Annotated in this window: 13 protein-coding genes; all 13 read right to left on the reverse strand. The window is 71.1% G+C overall.

Features of this window, described 5'->3' with window-relative positions:
* Positions 1-400: 400 nt before the first annotated feature.
* Entirely contained in the window at positions 401-1681 is a 1281-nt protein-coding gene (gene tyrS / locus Q1A98_RS19555; protein ID WP_299576581.1) for a tyrosine--tRNA ligase, read from the reverse strand.
* Positions 1678-2352 (reverse strand): DNA-3-methyladenine glycosylase, encoded by a 675-nt coding sequence (locus tag Q1A98_RS19560; protein ID WP_299576583.1) that lies wholly within the window; start codon positions 2350-2352, stop codon positions 1678-1680. Before Q1A98_RS19560 ends, tyrS begins: the two co-directional genes overlap by 4 nt.
* A 1-nt stretch (position 2353) precedes the next feature.
* Entirely contained in the window at positions 2354-2575 is a 222-nt protein-coding gene (locus Q1A98_RS19565; RefSeq protein WP_299576585.1) for a Trm112 family protein, read from the reverse strand.
* A gap of 43 nt (positions 2576-2618) precedes the next feature.
* Entirely contained in the window at positions 2619-5603 is a 2985-nt protein-coding gene (locus Q1A98_RS19570; protein ID WP_299576587.1) for an AMP-binding protein, read from the reverse strand.
* A gap of 67 nt (positions 5604-5670) precedes the next feature.
* Complete coding sequence (gene argH, locus Q1A98_RS19575; protein WP_299576589.1) at positions 5671-7113, reverse strand: argininosuccinate lyase; 1443 nt, start codon at positions 7111-7113, stop codon at positions 5671-5673.
* A complete protein-coding gene (locus Q1A98_RS19580) occupies positions 7110-8357 on the reverse strand; it encodes an argininosuccinate synthase (RefSeq protein ID WP_299576591.1) in 1248 nt (415 codons plus the stop codon). The genes argH and Q1A98_RS19580 overlap by 4 nt, the downstream gene beginning before the upstream one ends.
* Before the next feature lie 57 nt (positions 8358-8414).
* Positions 8415-8888 (reverse strand): arginine repressor, encoded by a 474-nt coding sequence (locus Q1A98_RS19585; protein WP_299577036.1) that lies wholly within the window; start codon positions 8886-8888, stop codon positions 8415-8417.
* A 62-nt stretch (positions 8889-8950) separates the two neighbouring features.
* The gene (gene argF, locus Q1A98_RS19590; protein ID WP_299576593.1) at positions 8951-9880 is read right to left on the reverse strand and encodes an ornithine carbamoyltransferase; all 930 of its coding nucleotides are present in this window, start codon (positions 9878-9880) and stop codon (positions 8951-8953) included.
* Positions 9877-11085 carry an acetylornithine transaminase gene (locus Q1A98_RS19595; RefSeq protein WP_299576595.1) on the reverse strand — a complete coding sequence of 403 codons (1209 nt, stop codon included), beginning with the start codon at positions 11083-11085 and terminating at the stop codon, positions 9877-9879. The genes argF and Q1A98_RS19595 overlap by 4 nt, the downstream gene beginning before the upstream one ends.
* Positions 11082-12029, reverse strand: a complete 948-nt coding sequence (gene argB / locus Q1A98_RS19600; RefSeq protein WP_299576597.1) for an acetylglutamate kinase — start codon at positions 12027-12029, stop codon at positions 11082-11084. Before argB ends, Q1A98_RS19595 begins: the two co-directional genes overlap by 4 nt.
* Positions 12026-13237, reverse strand: coding sequence for a bifunctional glutamate N-acetyltransferase/amino-acid acetyltransferase ArgJ (gene argJ / locus Q1A98_RS19605; protein ID WP_299576599.1), 1212 nt, complete (start codon positions 13235-13237; stop codon positions 12026-12028). The genes argB and argJ overlap by 4 nt, the downstream gene beginning before the upstream one ends.
* Positions 13234-14268, reverse strand: coding sequence for an N-acetyl-gamma-glutamyl-phosphate reductase (gene argC / locus Q1A98_RS19610; protein WP_299576601.1), 1035 nt, complete (start codon positions 14266-14268; stop codon positions 13234-13236). Before argC ends, argJ begins: the two co-directional genes overlap by 4 nt.
* 56 nt (positions 14269-14324) lie before the next feature.
* The gene (pheT, locus tag Q1A98_RS19615; protein WP_299576603.1) at positions 14325-16814 is read right to left on the reverse strand and encodes a phenylalanine--tRNA ligase subunit beta; all 2490 of its coding nucleotides are present in this window, start codon (positions 16812-16814) and stop codon (positions 14325-14327) included.
* Between the last annotated feature and the right edge of the window lie 32 nt (positions 16815-16846).

Raw genomic sequence — 16846 nt, forward strand, 5'->3', positions numbered from 1 at the left:
GCGTTCGTCCTGAGCCAGGATCAAACTCTCCATGAAAAAACACTGAAACACTAAGTTTCAACACAATCAGGAAAGCACAACCTGACCAAACAATCCAAAAAAACCCACAACCACCACTGACAGATGATCGCAGGCAACAAAAACTCACCAACAATTGTCAACACACTATCGAGTTCTCAAAGAACACACACCCACACGTTCCGCCCTGCTCGGGGTTCCCGTGGGAGTTGCCAGACGAGACGACTGTTTCCAGCGTTTTCGATCTGGGGTTCTGCACCTCGCGCTAGCGGTTCCGGCGGGCTCTGAGGCCCGGCGGTGTTTTCCCTCGCTGCGGTGCATGGAAGAAGTTACACAGATGCGAACACGGGGTCAAATTGCCTGGCCAGCGGCGTGCTGTCGGTTACGTGGCCGCCGCGAGGTGCACACCTGCCACCGTCCGCTTGCCTCGCCTCAGCACCAACCACCCACCCGGGAGGAGGTCGCCGGCACCGGGTTGCCATGCGTCGTCGTCGATCTTGGTGTTGTTGACGTAGGCGCCGCCCTCGCCGATCACGCGCCGCGCGGCCTTGTTTCCGTCGCACAACCCGGTCACGACGAGCAGCTCGACGATCGTGCGCGGGTCGTCGGGACCGAGTTCGACGGCGCCGGTCTCCCGGAGCGCGCCGGCGATGGTGGCCTCGTCGAGGCCTCCGAGGTCCCCGCGTCCGAAGAGTGCCTGGCTGGCCGCCTCGACGGCGGCGGTCTGGTCGGCGCCGTGCACCAGGGTGGTCATCTCGGACGCCAGGCGCTTCTGTGCCGCGCGAAGATGGGGCGACTCGGCGGTGAGCTTCTCCAGCTCGTCGATCTCCTCACGCTCGAGGAACGTGAACCACCGCAGGTATCGCACGACGTCGGCATCGGCGGTGTTCACGAAGTACTGGTACCAGGCGTAGGGGCTGGTCATCGTCGGGTCGAGCCACAGGCTGCCGCCGCCGGTCGACTTCCCGAACTTGGTGCCGTCCGAGGCGGTGACCAGCGGGACCGTCAGTGCGTGCAGTGCGGTGCCGTCGGTGCGACGGGCCAGGTCGACGCCGGCGACGATGTTCCCCCACTGGTCGGAGCCGCCGATCTGCAGCTCGCATCCGTGCAGACGGTTCAACTGCACGAAGTCGTTGGCCTGCAGGAGCATGTAGCTGAACTCGGTGTAGCTGATCCCGTCACCGGCGAGTCGTCGCTTGATGGTGTCGCGGGCGAGCATGACGTTGACCGAGAAGTGTTTCCCGACGTCGCGGAGGAAGTCGACCACGGACTGCCCGCCGGTCCAGTCGAGGTTGTTCGCCACCACCGCACCGGTCGGTGAGTCGTCGAGGGTGACGAACCGCTGCAGCTGCGCGTCGATCCGGCTCGCCCAGTCGCGCACGGTGTCGGCGGTCTGCATGGTCCGCTCCCCCACGTCCCGCGGGTCACCGATCATCCCGGTGGCGCCTCCGGCGAGCACCACGGGTCGGTGCCCGGCGAGCTGGAACCGACGCAGCGTGAGCAGCGGCACAAGGTGCCCGGCGTGCAGGCTCGGGCCGGTCGGGTCGAACCCGGCGTAGAGGGAGAGCCTTCCGCGCGCCACCCGGGCACGCAGCTCGTCGATATCGGTCGACTGGGCGATCAGCCCGCGCCACTGCAGGTCGTCGATGATGTCGGTGCTCACCAGTCCGATCTTTCCGCATCCCCCGCAGTCCCCGATCGGCGGGCGCGCACGGTGGCCGAGCCCGGTCGCCAGGTCGAGACCGCGGGGTGCCTGTCGACCCAGAAACGCCACGGGCGGCCGGTGGCGACGGTGAGGCCTACGCGTGGTCCGCTGCGCACCTGCGCGGCCTCGACGGGTTCGCCCGCCACGAGCCGCAGGTCGGAGCCGGTGTCGAGCACGTCGCGGCCGGAGTCCTCGAGTCCGACGCCCAGCGCCGACCCGAGGTTGCCCGGCCCCATGGCCCACCGCTTCACGGGTGGGACGACACCCGACGGTGAGCGACGGCGTCCTGCGACCACGTCGTGGCCGGCGACGACCTCGGCCGCGCGCAGCAGGATCGCACCGCCCTCACCGTCGGATTCGCAGGTGATGTTCACGCACAGGTGGATCCCGTACGACCGGTAGACGTAGGCGTGCCCGGCCGGACCGAACATCACCGCGGCGCGGGGCGTCGGACCGCGATAGGAGTGCGCGCCCGGATCGGGGTGTCGGCCGCCCTCGGGGCCGCCGTACGCCTCGGTCTCGACGATCCGCAGCGCCACGGGGCCGTGCTCGACGACGCAGCCGAGCAGTCGTCGGGCCGCGTCGACGGGGTCGACCGCGAGCTGTGCGCGGTCGAGGGGACGCGTCACCTCAGCGGTCGGACCTGGCCATCAGTGCCGCGTGTTCGGTGTCGTCGACGGGCCGGGCCTCGGGGATCAGCAGCACGGGGATGCCGTCGTCCACGCGGTAGACCACCCGCAGGCGCGGGTTGTAGAGCACCTCGTCGGGTCCCGTGTCGGTGTCGAGGTGGAGCAGCGGTCCGTGGTCCTGCGGGCAGACCAGGCGGTCGGTCAGGTACGCGTCGAGCGGCATGGTCCCAGTCTCCCCGTCGGTGCGGCGGTGCCGGTGATCGGGCTCAGGACGACTTGGCCGTGGTGATCGCGTCGCCCTGCGTGGACCACCCCTTATCGTCGGCGACCGTGCGGGTCAACCGGCGGTAGCGGCCGTTCTCGTCGCGGTACCAGACACGCGCGCTCGGCCGCGGCACGCCCTCGGCCCGGAAACAGTTCGGGACCGGACGGTAGGAGTGGCTGAGCGGGATCTCGTCGACCGCCCACACGATGTGCGGCCTCTCGGACGCGGGCAGTCCCGCGAGCGCCAGACGCAGCGACGACACCGTGAGGTTGGCGGTGTGCCGCTGTGGCGAGACCACGGCGACCGCGAGTTCGTGGTTCCCCACCCGGGTGCCGTAGACGACGACCTGGTCGACGTCGGGGTGCCGCGAGAGCGCGGAGATGATCGGCTGCGGGTACACCGGGCCCTCGTCACTCTTGACGACCCCGTTCACGCTGCCCATCAGCCAGTGGTCGCCGTCGATGTCGCGACGGACGAGCTGCCCGGACGTCTCCCACCGGTCGTGCGGGCTGAACACCGCACGCAGGACGGTGGCGCCGGTCTCGTCGCGCTGGCGCGTCTGGGCGAGCAGGACCCCGACCTCGTCGACGTGTGCCTCGCGGACGTAACCGCGGCCGTCGAGGTGGAAACGCTCCTCCATGACGTCCCAGGCGGCGACCCGGACACGGTTCGTCTCCGGCAGCGGACGCCCGATCGAGCCGACCTTGGAGCCGGACACGTCGCCGAGGATCGCGGCACCGTCGGCGGTGGCGAAGAACTCCATCACGCCCGCGTCCGGGAACCGCGCGACGACGTCGTCCCAGAGACCGGCGGGCATGCCCGAGCCGATGAACAGGCGGATCGGGTTGTGGTCGGTGATCGCGAGGTCGGGGTCGCGGACGATCCCGTTGAGCATCGTCCACGTGTAGGAGACGACGGTGATGCCGTAGCGGTACACCTCGCGGGCGAAGCTCTCCGGTCCGATCCCCGACGACAGCGCGATCCGCGCGCCGCCCACCACGGTCCCACCGAGGGTGGTGAGCAGGCCCGACGCGTGGTGCAGCGGGGTCAGGCAGTAGACGGTGTCGTTGCCGTCGATGGACGCCGCGGACGCCGCCCCGAAGGCCGACTGGGCCCAGCGGTGGTTCGTGACCGGCCAGCGCTGCAGCGTGCCGCCGGTGGTGGTGAAGAAGATGAACGCGAGGTCGCCGGCCAGCCCCGGATCGGGCCGGAACCACGACGGCAGTTCGACCTCGTCGGGGTCGATCTTCTCCATGTCGACGACGGCGTCGCCGTCGGCCTCGGGGATCGCGCGGGAATCGCCACCACCGAGCACGAGGACCCGGTCGGCGTGGCCGATCACGTGGTCGAGGCTGTCGGGGTCGGCAACGACGACCGTGACGTCGGCGAGGTTCAGCATCGGGTCGAGCGCGGCGTCCGGGGGCAGCGGCACGGCGACCGCACCGAGGCGCGAGAGCGCCGCGATCGCGACCAGGGCGCTGGGACGAGTCTCCATCATCACGCCGACGTGCTCGCCGGGTCGGACACCACAGGCGATGAAACCGCGGACGACGTTGTCGACGCGACGGTTGACCTCCACGTGGCTGAGCACCCGGTCCTCGAACAGGAACAGTTCGCGGTGACCGAACCGATCGGCGTTCTCGGTCATCAACTTGGCCAGCGAGATGCGGGTGCCCGGCTGGATCTGGCCGAGGCGCACGAGTCGCGGCAGGGTGCGCACCGACTCCCGCAGGACCGCCTGCGAGGTGCGGCGGATCGAGTCGGCGGCGTGCGCCAGTTCGCGACCGACACCGGCGCTCGCGTCGGCGACGGCGCCGATGCCGTGGGTGACGCGTGAGGCGAGGCTGACGCCGGAACCGGTCGAGTCCTGGGGGTTGGCCTCCATCGGGACGATGTCGCCGGGCTGGTCGTCGAGATCCTCGCGCCACCGGATCCACTGCGAGGTGGTGGGCCAGCTCTGCGCGCCGGCGACGGAACCCACGACGAGACCGAAGTGACCGACGGGCAGGACGGACTCGTAGACCTCGGCACGCGGGGCGGCACGCTTGATGCCGCGGACGGCCAACGGCTGCCCGATGTCGTCGGCGCTGCCGACGAACGCCAGCACCGGACAGGTCACCTCGGCCAGCGTGACGAGGCGGTCGCGGATGACGAAGCCGCCGGACACCATGCGGTTGTGGACGACGAACTGTCGGAGCAGTTCGGCGATCGCGGGTCCCGACCACGCGACCCACCCGTCGTTCTCGAGGAAGCGACGCTGGTCCTCGCGGGGCAGGAGCGCGTTGCGGTCGTGCAGTTGGCGGAGGAAGTCGATGCGGCTGCGGGCCGCCTTGACCGGGTCCAACATCTGGAAGCCGGTGCGCGCGAGCCAGCCGGGGATGGCGAGACGGTTGAAGACGTTGTCGGCGAACACCTCCGCCAGCGGGGCCATGATGTTGGCGGGCAACCCGAGCGGCAGCGCGGCGAGCACGTCGACGGGGCTGCCGAACGTGACGAGGCTGGCGATGTCGCGCGACCGCCGGTACGCCGCGGTCTGGTAGGCGAACATGCCGCCCTGCGAGTACCCGACGAGGTGGACCGGTCGACCCGTCTCGTCGTGGATGAGATCGACGATCTCGTCGAGGGCGACGATGTGGTCGGCGAGGGTGCGCTCCATGCCGCCGGCCACCTGGTCGGGTGAGCCGAAGTCGACGACCCACGGATCGATGCCTGCGGCGTGCAGGATCGACACGGCACCGTTGTGCCGGGTGACGTCGTAGATGTTCGCCGAGACCATCATCGGATGGATCAGGAGCACGGCGGGCCCGTCGGCGACGTCGTCGGGGAAATACCGCCGCAGGCGGTACATCGACGACGTCTCCTCGACCCGGAACGGCGCCGGGGTGGTCCCGGTGTCGAGCCCGCCCATGCGGATGACCTCGAGACCGTTCTGGGCGGTGGCGACCACCCGGTCGAGTGCGCGACCGAGGTTCGGGATGCCCACCACGCGACTACACCTCCTGCGTCAGGACTGCACGCGCAGCGACGCCGACCGGCGCCGCGACGGTGTCACTCTACTTGCGGTCCGAGGACCGGCGTACCCGTTCCCGCAGGGTCTCGACTCGTTCGGCCAGAGCTGCTCGCTGTTCGCCGACGCGAATTCCCGCCGTACCGCCCCGCGCCGAGCGGGAGGCGATGGACCCGTCGACCGTGAGCACCTCGCGGACGGCCGGCGAGAGGTGCTCGGAGAGCGTCGCGAACTCCTCGTCGGACAGCTCGTCGAGTCCGACACCGCGGGATTCCGCAGCCCGGACGCACGCCCCCGCGACCTCGTGGGCGACGCGGAAGGGAACGCCCTGCCGGACCAGCCACTCGGCGATGTCGGTGGCGAGGGTGAACCCGGCGGGGGCGAGGTGTGCCATCCGCTCCGGGTGGAACGTCAGGGTGCCGACCATCCCGGCCATCGCGGGCAGCAGCAGGGACAGCTGGGCCACGGAGTCGAAGACCGGCTCCTTGTCCTCCTGCAGGTCCCGGTTGTAGGCCAGGGGTTGCGCCTTCAGCGTGGCCATCAGACCCGCGAGGTTCCCGATGAGCCGACCGCTCTTGCCGCGCGCGAGTTCGGCGACGTCGGGGTTCTTCTTCTGCGGCATGATCGAGCTGCCCGTGGACCACTCGTCCGCCAGCGTCGCGTACCCGAACTCCGACGTCGTCCAGAGGATCACGTCCTCCGACAGGCGCGACAGGTCGACGGCGATCATCGCGAACACGAACGCCGCCTCGGCGGCGAAGTCGCGCGAACTCGTCGCGTCGATCGAGTTGTCGGCGGCCGCGTCGAAGCCGAGGTCGGCGGCGATCCCGTCGGGGTCGAGTCCGAGCGACGACCCGGCCAGCGCACCGGATCCGTAGGGCGACACGGCGGTCCGCCGGTCGAGGTCGAGCAGGCGGTCGACGTCGCGGGTCAGCGGATGCGCGTGCGCGAGCAGGTGGTGGGCCAGCAACACCGGCTGAGCCGCCTGCAGGTGCGTCTTGCCCGGCATCACGGCGTCGGGATAGGTCACCGCCCGGTCGACCAGGGCCGCGCACACCTCGAGCACGCCCTCGGCCACGACGACGATCGCGTCGCGGAGCCACATGCGGAAGAGGGTCGCGACCTGATCGTTGCGGGAACGTCCGGCACGCAGCCGTCCGCCCACCTCGGGGCCGACCCGCTCGATGAGACCGCGCTCGAGCGCGCCGTGCACGTCCTCGTCGGACTCGGCTGCGACGAACTCACCCGACGCGACGTCGGCCGCGAGCGACTCGAGCCCGCCGAGCATGGTGGCGAGATCGTCGTCGGACAGCAGGCCCGCACGGTGCAGGACCCGGGCGTGGGCCTGAGAGGCGCGGACGTCGTACGGGGCGAGCGCCCAGTCGAAGTGCGTCGACTTGCTCAGCGCCGCCATCGCGTCGGCGGGACCCCCGGCGAACCGACCGCCCCACAGCGCCCCGGTGTTGGTGCCGTGCGGGGCATCGCTCATTCCCCGGACTCCACGTTCCCGACATCCGACAGCGCCTGCGGTGCGACGGCGCCGCGATCGCGGCGGGCGGCGATCTTCGACGACAGCCCGTGCAACTGGACAAAGCCCTTGGCCGCGGACTGGTCGAACGCGTCGCCCTCGTCGTAGGTGGCGAGGGTGAAGTCGTACAGCGACTCCCCGCTGCGCCGGCCGTTCACGTCGATGACTCCCGCGTGGAGGCTGAGCCGGATGTCACCGGTGACGTGCTCCTGCGTGTGCGCGACGAAGCTGTCGAGAGCCGACTTCAGCGGCGAGAACCACAGACCGTCGTAGACCTGCTCGGCCCAGTCCTGGTCGACGTGGCGCTTGTAGCGTCCGAGCTCGCGCTCGAGGGTGACGTGCTCGAGCTCCTCGTGCGCCCGGATGAGCACCATGGCGCCGGGCGCCTCGTACACCTCGCGGCTCTTGATGCCGACGAGGCGGTCCTCGACGACGTCGAGGCGGCCGACGCCGTGCCGACCGGCGCGGGTGTTGAGCTCCTGGATCGCCTGCAGCACCGACACGGGGCGCCCGTCGATCGCGATCGGGCGGCCCTTGTCGAACGAGATGGTGACCTCGTCGGGCGCGGTGAAGTTCGCCGCGGGGTCCTCGGTGTAGTCGTAGACGTCCTTGGTCGGGGCGTTCCACAGGTCCTCGAGGAAGCCGGTCTCCACGGCCCGTCCCCAGACGTTCTGGTCGATGGAGAACGGCGACTTCTTGGTCACGTTGATGGGGATCGCGTTCTCCTCGGCGAAGGCGATCGCCTTCTCGCGGGTCCACGCGTAGTCACGGACCGGGGCGAGCACCTCGAGTTCCGGTGCGAGCGTGTTGAACCCGACCTCGAACCGCACCTGGTCGTTGCCCTTGCCGGTGCACCCGTGGGCGACGACGGTTCCGCCGTGCGCGCGGGCTGCGTCGACGAGGTGCTTGACGATGAGCGGACGGCTGATCGCCGAGACCAGGGGGTAGCGGTTCATGTAGAGCGCGTTCGACTGGATCGTCGGCAGGCAGTACTGCTCGGCGAACTCGTCGCGGGCATCGACGACCACGGCCTCGACCGCACCGCAGTCGATGGCGCGCTGCCGCACGATCTCCATGTCCTCGCCGCCCTGACCGAGGTCGATGGCGACGGCGACGACCTCCTTGCCGGTCTCCCGGCCGATCCAGCTGATGGCGACGGAGGTGTCGAGGCCGCCGGAGTAGGCGAGGATGACGCGTTCAGCCATGGTTGTCTACAGCTCCTGATGTGTCGGTGGTGGTCGGTCGGTCCGAGGCGGCCCGGCTCACGCCAGGTCCTCGAGCATGCGGGCGATCTCCGCGCCGGTGACGGGGTCGCGGGCGACCACGAAGATGGTGTCATCCCCCGCGACGGTGCCGACGACCTGAGGCAGGCTGGCGCGGTCGATGGCACTGGCGAGGTAGTGGGCGGCGCCGGGTGGCGTCCGCAAGACGGCCATCCCGCCGCTGTGGTCGGTCGAGACGAGCAGGTCGGCGAGCAGTCGGGACAGGCGGTCGGTGCCGCCGGACACCCCGCGGACGGGTGACCCGTCCTCGGGTACGACGTAGACGCCCGCTCCGCCGTCGGCCGCACGGAGTTTCACCGCGCCGAGCTCGTCGAGGTCTCGGGAGATCGTCGCCTGCGTGGCCTCGATCCCCGCGCGCACCAGCAGTGCCTGCAGTTCGGCCTGGCTGTGCACGTGGTTCTCGGCCAGGATCGCGACGATCGCCGCGTGCCGGCCGGCGCGGGTGTGCGACAGCCGCCCCGACGGACCGCGGGTGTCGGGCCCGCGGGTCTCCGTGTGGGAGTGCTCGAGCGCGCTCACCGTGATCGCTCCAGCAGCCAGACCAGCAGCGCCTTCTGCGCGTGCAGGCGGTTCTCGGCCTCGTCGAACACGACGCTGCGGGGGCCGTCGATGACGGCGTCGGTGATCTCGTCGCCACGATGCGCGGGCAGGCAGTGCAGCACGATCGCGTCGTCGGCGGCCTCGGCGAGCAGGTCGTCGTTGACCTGGTACGGCCGGAACGGGCCCACGCGGTCCAGACCGTCGCCCTCGTCGCCCATCGAGGTCCAGGTGTCGGTGACGACGACGTCGGCACCCTGCACCGCCTCGCGCGGATCGGTGAGAACCCGTGCCGTCGCCCCGGTCTCGGCGGCCCGGGCGCGGACGGCCTCCAGCACGAACGGCGTCGGGATGAACCCCTCGGGGGCGGCCACGGTGACATCCATCCCCGCGGTGACCCCGCCGAGCAGCAGCGAGTGCGCCATGTTGTTGGCACCGTCGCCGAGGTAGGTCATCGACAGACCGGCGGTGCGTCCCTTGCGTTCGACGATCGTCTGCAGGTCGGCGAGCACCTGGCAGGGGTGGAACTCCGTGGATAGGGCGTTGACCACAGGGACGGTTGCCGCGGCGGCCATCTCGTCGAGACGTTCCTGGCCGAAGGTCCGCCACACGATCGCGTCGACGAACCTCGACAGCACCCGTCCGGTGTCGGCGAGGGTCTCGTCGCGGCCCATCTGCGTGCTCTTGCCGTCGACGATGACGGCGTGCCCGCCGAGCTGGGCGATGCCCACCTCGAACGAGAAACGGGTGCGGGTCGAGTTCTTGTCGAAGATGACCGCGACGCCCTTCGGCCCCTCGAGGGGACGGCGCGAGAACGGGTTCGCCTTGAGCTCGGCGGCCAGCGCGAGCACCTCGGCCTGCTCGTCGGGGGTCAGGTCGTCGTCGCGGAGGAAGTGCCGGATGGTCATGAGTCGGCCTCCATGGCCTCGTCGAGGATCGCCGGGAGCGCACCGACGAACCCGCGGGCCTGCTCGTCGGTGAGCACCAGCGGCGGTGCGAGCCGGATGACGTCGGGCACGGGGGCGTTGACGAGGAATCCGGCTGTGCGCGCTGCGGTCTCGACCGCCTTCGCCCGCTGCTCGGTGAGCACGATTCCCAGCAGCAGGCCCGCACCGCGGACATGGGACACCATCGCGTGGCCGAGATCCTCGACGCCGGAGGCGATCGTCTTGCCCACCGCGGCGGCGTGGTCGCCCAGGCGTTCCGCGTCGATCGTCGCGAGCACCGCGAGTGCGGCCGCGGCGCAGACGGGATTGCCTCCGAACGTGGTGCCGTGCTGGCCTGGCGTGAGCAGCTCGGCCGCGGGTCCGGTGGCCAGGCAGGCGCCGATCGGCAGCCCCCCACCGAGCCCCTTGGCCATGGTCACGACATCGGGCACGATGCCCGCCGCCTGATGGGCGAAGAAGGGCCCTGTCCGGGCGACACCGGTCTGCACCTCGTCGAGGATCAACAGCGCACCGTGGTCGGCGGTGACCGCACGCGCGGCGGCGAGGTAGTCGGCGGGTGGGACGACCACGCCGCCCTCCCCCTGGATCGGTTCGAGTACGACCGCGGCGGTGTCCTCGTCGACCGCCGCCGTGAGTGCCGCGACGTCGCCGTAGGGCACGAACGTGACGCCGGCGGGCATCGGTTCGAACGGTGCCCGCTTGGCCGGCTGACCGGTGAGGGCGAGCGCACCCATCGTGCGTCCGTGGAAACCGTTCTCGGTGGCGACGATCCGCGATCGACCGGTCCGGCGGGCGATCTTGAAGGCGGCCTCGTTGGCCTCGGCGCCGGAATTGCAGAAGAAGACCCGGCCCGGGACACCCCACCGGTCGAGCAACGCCTCGGCGAGCGTGACGACGGGCTCGGAGACGTAGAGGTTCGAGACGTGACCCAGCGTCTGCAGTTGGCGGGTGACCGCGTCGACGACGGCCGGGTGGCCGTGGCCGAGTGCGTTGACGGCGATGCCTCCGAGCAGGTCGAGGTACTCGCGTCCGTCGGCGTCGACGACCACCGCGCCCGACCCGTGCGTGAGCGTGAGTCCGGGGGTGCCGTAGTTGTCCATCAGTGCGGCCGACCAGCGACCCCGCAGGGTGTCGGTGCCGGTGGTCGTCTCGTCGGTCGAGGTCATGACGCGTCTCCCGTGTGAGGATCGGGCACCGGGGCAGGGTCGGTCAGTGGGGCGGGATCGGGGAGGATCATCGTGCCGATCCCCTCCTCGGTGAACAGTTCGAGCAGCATCGAGTGCGGCACGCGACCGTCGATGACATGGGCACGCGGGACGCCACCCTGCACGGCGCGCAGGCACGCCTCCATCTTCGGGACCATGCCCGAATCCAGCTGCGGCAGCAGGGACTCGAGCTCCGTGGCCGCGACCTGCGACGCCAACGACCCGCGGTCGGGCCAGTCGGTGTAGAGACCCTCGACGTCGGTGAGCACGACGAGCTTCTCCGCGCCGAGCGCCTCCGCGAGTGCCGCGGCGGCGGTGTCGGCGTTGATGTTGTGCACGACGCCGTCGGCGTCGGGGGCGATGGACGACACCACGGGGATCCGACCTGCCGCGATGAGATCGGTGACGGCGGCTGGGGTCACCGTGGTGACGTCGCCGACGAGTCCGATGTCGGTGGCGACGCCGTCGACCGCGACGGTGCGACGGGTCGCCGTGAACAGCTGGGCGTCCTCACCGGAGATGCCGACCGCGTACGGCCCGTGGGCGTTGATCAGCCCGACGAGTTCGCGACCGACCTGGCCGAACAGGACCATCCGCACGACGTCCATCACCTCGGGGGTGGTGACGCGGTACCCGCAGCGGAACTCGCCGGTCAAACCGAGCCGCGCCAGCATCGCCGAGATCTGCGGCCCCCCACCGTGGACGACGACGGGGTGGATGCCGCAGGTACGCAGGAACACCATGTCCTGGGCGAACGCCGCCTTGAGCTCGTCGTCGACCATGGCGTTGCCGCCGTACTTGACGACGATGACCTTGCCCGCGAAGCGCTGCAGCCAGGGCAGCGCCTCGGTGAGGACGTGCGCCTTGGCCAGCGCGCTGAGGCCGGAGGTCTCGGTCGCGGTCATGACGAGTACGCCGAGTTCTCTTCGACGTACCCGTGCGAGAGGTCCGTCGTGCGGATCGTCGCCTGGGCGTCGCCGACGCCGAGGTCGATCGCGAGCTCGATGTCGGCGCCGGACAGGTCGACCTCACGCGCTCCGGGTAGACCCGCCGTCTGCCGGTACACCTCGACCCCGTTGAACGCCACCGTGAGTCGATCGACGTCGAGGTCGGCCGGCGCCATCCCGGTCGCGGCGACGACGCGGCCCCAGTTCGGGTCCGATCCGAACAGCGCCGTCTTGACGAGACTGTCGCGGGCGACGGTCCGTGCCGCCGCGACCGCGGCGTCCTCGGTCGTCGCACCGGTCACGGTGATCCGGATCCGCTTTGTCACGCCCTCGGCGTCGGCCATGAGCTGGTCGGCGAGGTCGTCGCACGCGGCGGCCACCGCGGCGGCGAACTCGTCGGCGTCCGGGACGATCTCGCTCGCGCCCGAACTCAGCAGCAGCACCGTGTCGTTGGTCGAGCAGGAGCCGTCGACGTCGAGGCGGTCGAAGGTCCGGGCGGTCGCCGAGCGCAGCGCCGAATCCAGCGCTGCCGCATCGACCTTCGCGTCGGTGGTGATGACGACGAGCATCGTGGCCAACGACGGCGCGAGCATCCCCGCGCCTTTCGCCATGCCGCCGACGTTCCAACCGTCGGCGTGGTGCACCGCGACCTGTTTGGGGACGGTGTCGGTGGTCATGATCGCGTGGGCCGCGTCGGTGCCGCCGGAGAGGCCGCCGGCCATGTCCTTCACGATCGCGTCGACACCGGGCAGCAGCCGCTCCATCGGCAACCGGTCGCCGATGAGCCCGGTGGAACACACGGCCACCTCGCCCGCGCCGGTCTCGGTGCCCCAGTTGCTCAGTGCCGCGGCGACGGCCTCGGCGGTGGTGTGGGTGTCGGTGAACCCGTCCGGTCCGGTGCACGCGTTGGCGCCACCGGAGTTGAGCACCACCGCCCGCAGCCGGCCGGCGGTGAGCACCTGCTGCGACCACAGCACGGGCGCGGCCTTGATCTTGTTGCGGGTGAACACGCCGGCGGCGGCGTACTCGGGTCCCTCGTTGAACACGAGTGCGAGGTCCGGCCGACCGGACGCCTTGATGCCGGCGGCGATCCCTGCGGCACGGAACCCGAGGGGCGCGGTCACGCCCTGGCCCCGGATCACGGCAGGCGTCGTCGATGTCGTCACGGTGCGACCCCCACGGTCGTGAGGCCCTCGGCCTCGTCGAAGCCGAGCGCGATGTTCATGGACTGCACGGCGGCGCCGCCGGTCCCCTTCGTGAGGTTGTCGATCGCGCCGACGACGACCAGGGTCTGCGCCCGCTCGTCGACGGACACCGACAACGCGACCGAGTTCGAGCCGACGACCGACCCGGTCGTCGGCAACACTCCATCGGGGAGGAGGTGGACGAACGGCTCGTTTGCATAGGCCTTCTCGTACACGGCCCGTACCTCGTCGGCGGACGCGGTGGTGCGGGCGGTGCAGGTCGCCAGGATGCCGCGGGCCATCGGCACCAGGACCGGGGTGAAGGAGACGGCGACGGGTTCGCCCGCCACCGCCGAGAGCGCCTGCCCGATCTCGGGGTTGTGCCGGTGCGCACCGGCGACACCGTAGGCACGGGCCGATCCGATGACCTCCGACGCCAGCAGGTCGACGCGGGTGGAGCGGCCGGCGCCGGACGTACCGCTGACCGCGACGACGGTGACGGCCGAGTCGACGATCCGGGCGGCGACGGCCGGCAGCAGCGACAGCACCGAGACCGTCGGATAGCACCCCGGAACCGCGACACGTGTCGCGCCGGACAGGACCTCGCGGGCGCCGGGGATCTCCGGCAGGCCGTAGGGCCAGGTTCCCGCGTGGTCGGTCCCGTAGAACCGGGTCCACTCCTGCGCGTCGGTGAGTCGGTGGTCGGCGCCGCAGTCGATCACCAGCGTCGCCGGCGGGAGTCCGTCGGCGAGCGGCCCGGACGCGCCGTGCGGCAGCGCCATGAAGACGACGTCGTGCCCGGCCAGCACCTCGGGGGTGGTGTCGTCGAGGACGCGGTCGGCGAGCGGGAACAGGTGCGGTTGGTGCTCGCCGAGCCGGGTACCGGCGTTGCCGCCGGCGGTGAGCGCCCCGATGGTGACCTCACCCGAGGAGACGCGGGGATGCCCGAGGAGCAGTCTCAGGATCTCCCCACCCGCGTAACCACTGGCGCCGGCCACGGCGATCGTCGTCATGTGGTCATTATGCAGACCACTGCAACTCTATTCAGAATCGGGTCGGGGCGCGCACCTCAGCGCAGACGCGCTCCGACCGCCTGCTCCGCGTGCGCGACGGCGGCGAGACGGGCCTCGCTGGCCTCGTCCTCGGTGAGCGTCCGGTCGGGTGCACGGAACCGGAGCGCGAAGGCGAGCGACTTGCGGCCCTCCCCCAAACGCTCGCCGGTGAACACGTCGAACAGCCGGATCTCCTCGAGCAGCGCGCCGGCGCCGTGCGCGAGTGCGTCCTGCACGTCGGCCGCCGGGACCGCGGCGTCGACCACGACGGCGACGTCCTGCAGCACGGCGGGGAACGCCGAGAGCGCAGGCGCAGGCAGTGCCGTCCCGATGGGCAGGGCGTCGAGGTCGATCTCGACCGCGCACGACCGTGCCGGCAGTCCCGAGTTCTCGATGACGCGCGGGTGCAGCTCACCGGCCCATCCCACGTCGACGGGACCGTCGGGCCCGTCGGCGACGACCCGTGCGCAGCGACCCGGGTGCCACGGCAGGTGGTCGTCGGCGACCATCCGCACCGTCACGCCGGACGCCTCGGCGACGATGCGCGCCGCCTCGAAGGCGTCCGACGGCTCGACGGCGCGCGCGGCACCCCACGGTCCCGCCGGCTCGCGGTTGCCGGCCAGCACGACGGCCACCGACAGCGGCTGCCGCGGGAGCGAGGCGTAGAGCTCGGCGATCTGCTCGTCGGTCGGTCGGTCCGAGACGTCGATCGGAGCGACCGGATGGACGTCGCCGTCGCCGAGCACGACCTGGCCGATCGTGTACAGCGCGACATCACGCTGCCCGCGGGTGATGTTCCGGACGGCCATCTCGACCAGGTTGGGGATCAGCGTGGTGGCCAGTTCGGAGCGGTCGGACTCCAGCGGGTTGAGCACGCGCACGGTGGCCCGACGAGGGTCGTCGGCGGGCAGCCCCCACGCGTCGAACACGTCGGCGGGCAGGAACGGGAACGGCAACACCTCGACGTGTCCGGAGACGGCCAGTGCCCTGCCGATGGCGCGACGTCGGCGCTGCGACGGGGTGAGCCCCCGCCCCGCGGGAGCGCTCGGCGCGATCGCCGGGATGTTCTCGAGCCCCTCGAGGCGCAGCACCTCCTCGACGAGGTCGGCGGGCCCGCGCAGATCCGGGCGCCACGACGGCGGCTCGACGGTGAGCGGTCCGGTGCCGGTGACGGCGCACCCCACCTGCTCGAGCCGTCGGACGGTGGTGCCCTGGGGGTACTCGACCCCGGCCACCCGGTCCGGCAGGTCGGCGTCGACGACGATCACGCCGGCCGGCACGTCGACGCGCACGTCGGTGTACGACGGATCCGCCTGGCCCCCGGCCAGATCCACCAGCAACTCCGCGGCACGGGCGAGCGCGACGGGCGCGAGCTCCGGGTCGACCGAGCGCTCGAACCGTTTGCCCGCCTCGCTGGACAGGCGGTGTCGCCGGCCGGTGCGGAACACCGCGACCGGGTCGAAGCGTGCCGACTCCAGGATCACGTCGGTGGTCGCGTCGGACACCTCGCTGTGGGCGCCACCCATCACACCGGCCAGCGCGATCGGCCCGGCGTCGTCGGCGATGACGACGTCGTCGGGGTCGAGGGTGCGGTCGGTGCCGTCGAGGGTGGTCAGGGTCTCCCCCGCGGTCGCGCGACGCACCGTGATCGTGCCGGCGACGTGCGCGGCGTCGAACGCGTGCAGCGGTTGACCCAGCTCGAGCATCACGTAGTTGGTGACGTCGACGACAGCCGAGATCGGGCGCACACCGGCCACCAGGAGTCGCTTGCGCATCCACCACGGCGACTGTGCCGCCGGGTCGATCCCGCGAACCACCTGCGCGCAGTACCGCGTCGCCGACGACGCCTCCTCGACACGCACCGCCGGCGAGTTCCCCCCACCGGTCAACGCCGCCGCGGCGATCGAGCGGTCGGCGGGGTCGACGAACGGGAGGTCGAAGCTCGCGGCGAGCTCCCGCCCGAGGCCGCGGGCGCTGAACGCGTAGCCACGGTCGGGGGTGACGTTCACGTCGATCGCGCAGTCGGCGAGGCCGAGCACCTCGCGGGCGTCGTCGCCCGGCGCGGCGGACCCGGGTTCGAGCACGAGGATGCCGGAGTGGTCGTCGCCGACGCCGAGCTCGGTGACCGAGCAGATCATCCCGTCGGAGGTGCGGCCGTAGGTCTTCCGCGCGGCGATCGCGAAGTCACCGGGCAGCACCACGCCCGGCAGCGCCGCCACGATCAGGTCGCCCTCGGCGAAGTTGCGGGCGCCGCAGACGATCCCCCGCGGCTCGCTCTCGCCCACCTCGACGCTGCAGAAGCGGATCGGCTTCTTGAAACCCTCGAGCTCCTCGATCTCGACCACCCGGCCGACGACGAGGGGGCCGGTGATCTCGGGGAACTCCTCCAGCGACTCGATCTCGAACCCGACGCGCACGAACGCGGCGTCGAGCGCGGCGGGCGTCGCGACGAAGTCGGGCGCACCGCCGCGCACCACGTCGACCATCCAGGACTGGGTCACACGCACTCGGGATCGACCTCTTTCGGGGTTCTACGACA

It is taken from the genome of uncultured Williamsia sp., assembly GCF_947494875.1.
Taxonomy (GTDB): Bacteria; Actinomycetota; Actinomycetes; order Mycobacteriales; family Mycobacteriaceae; genus Williamsia_A.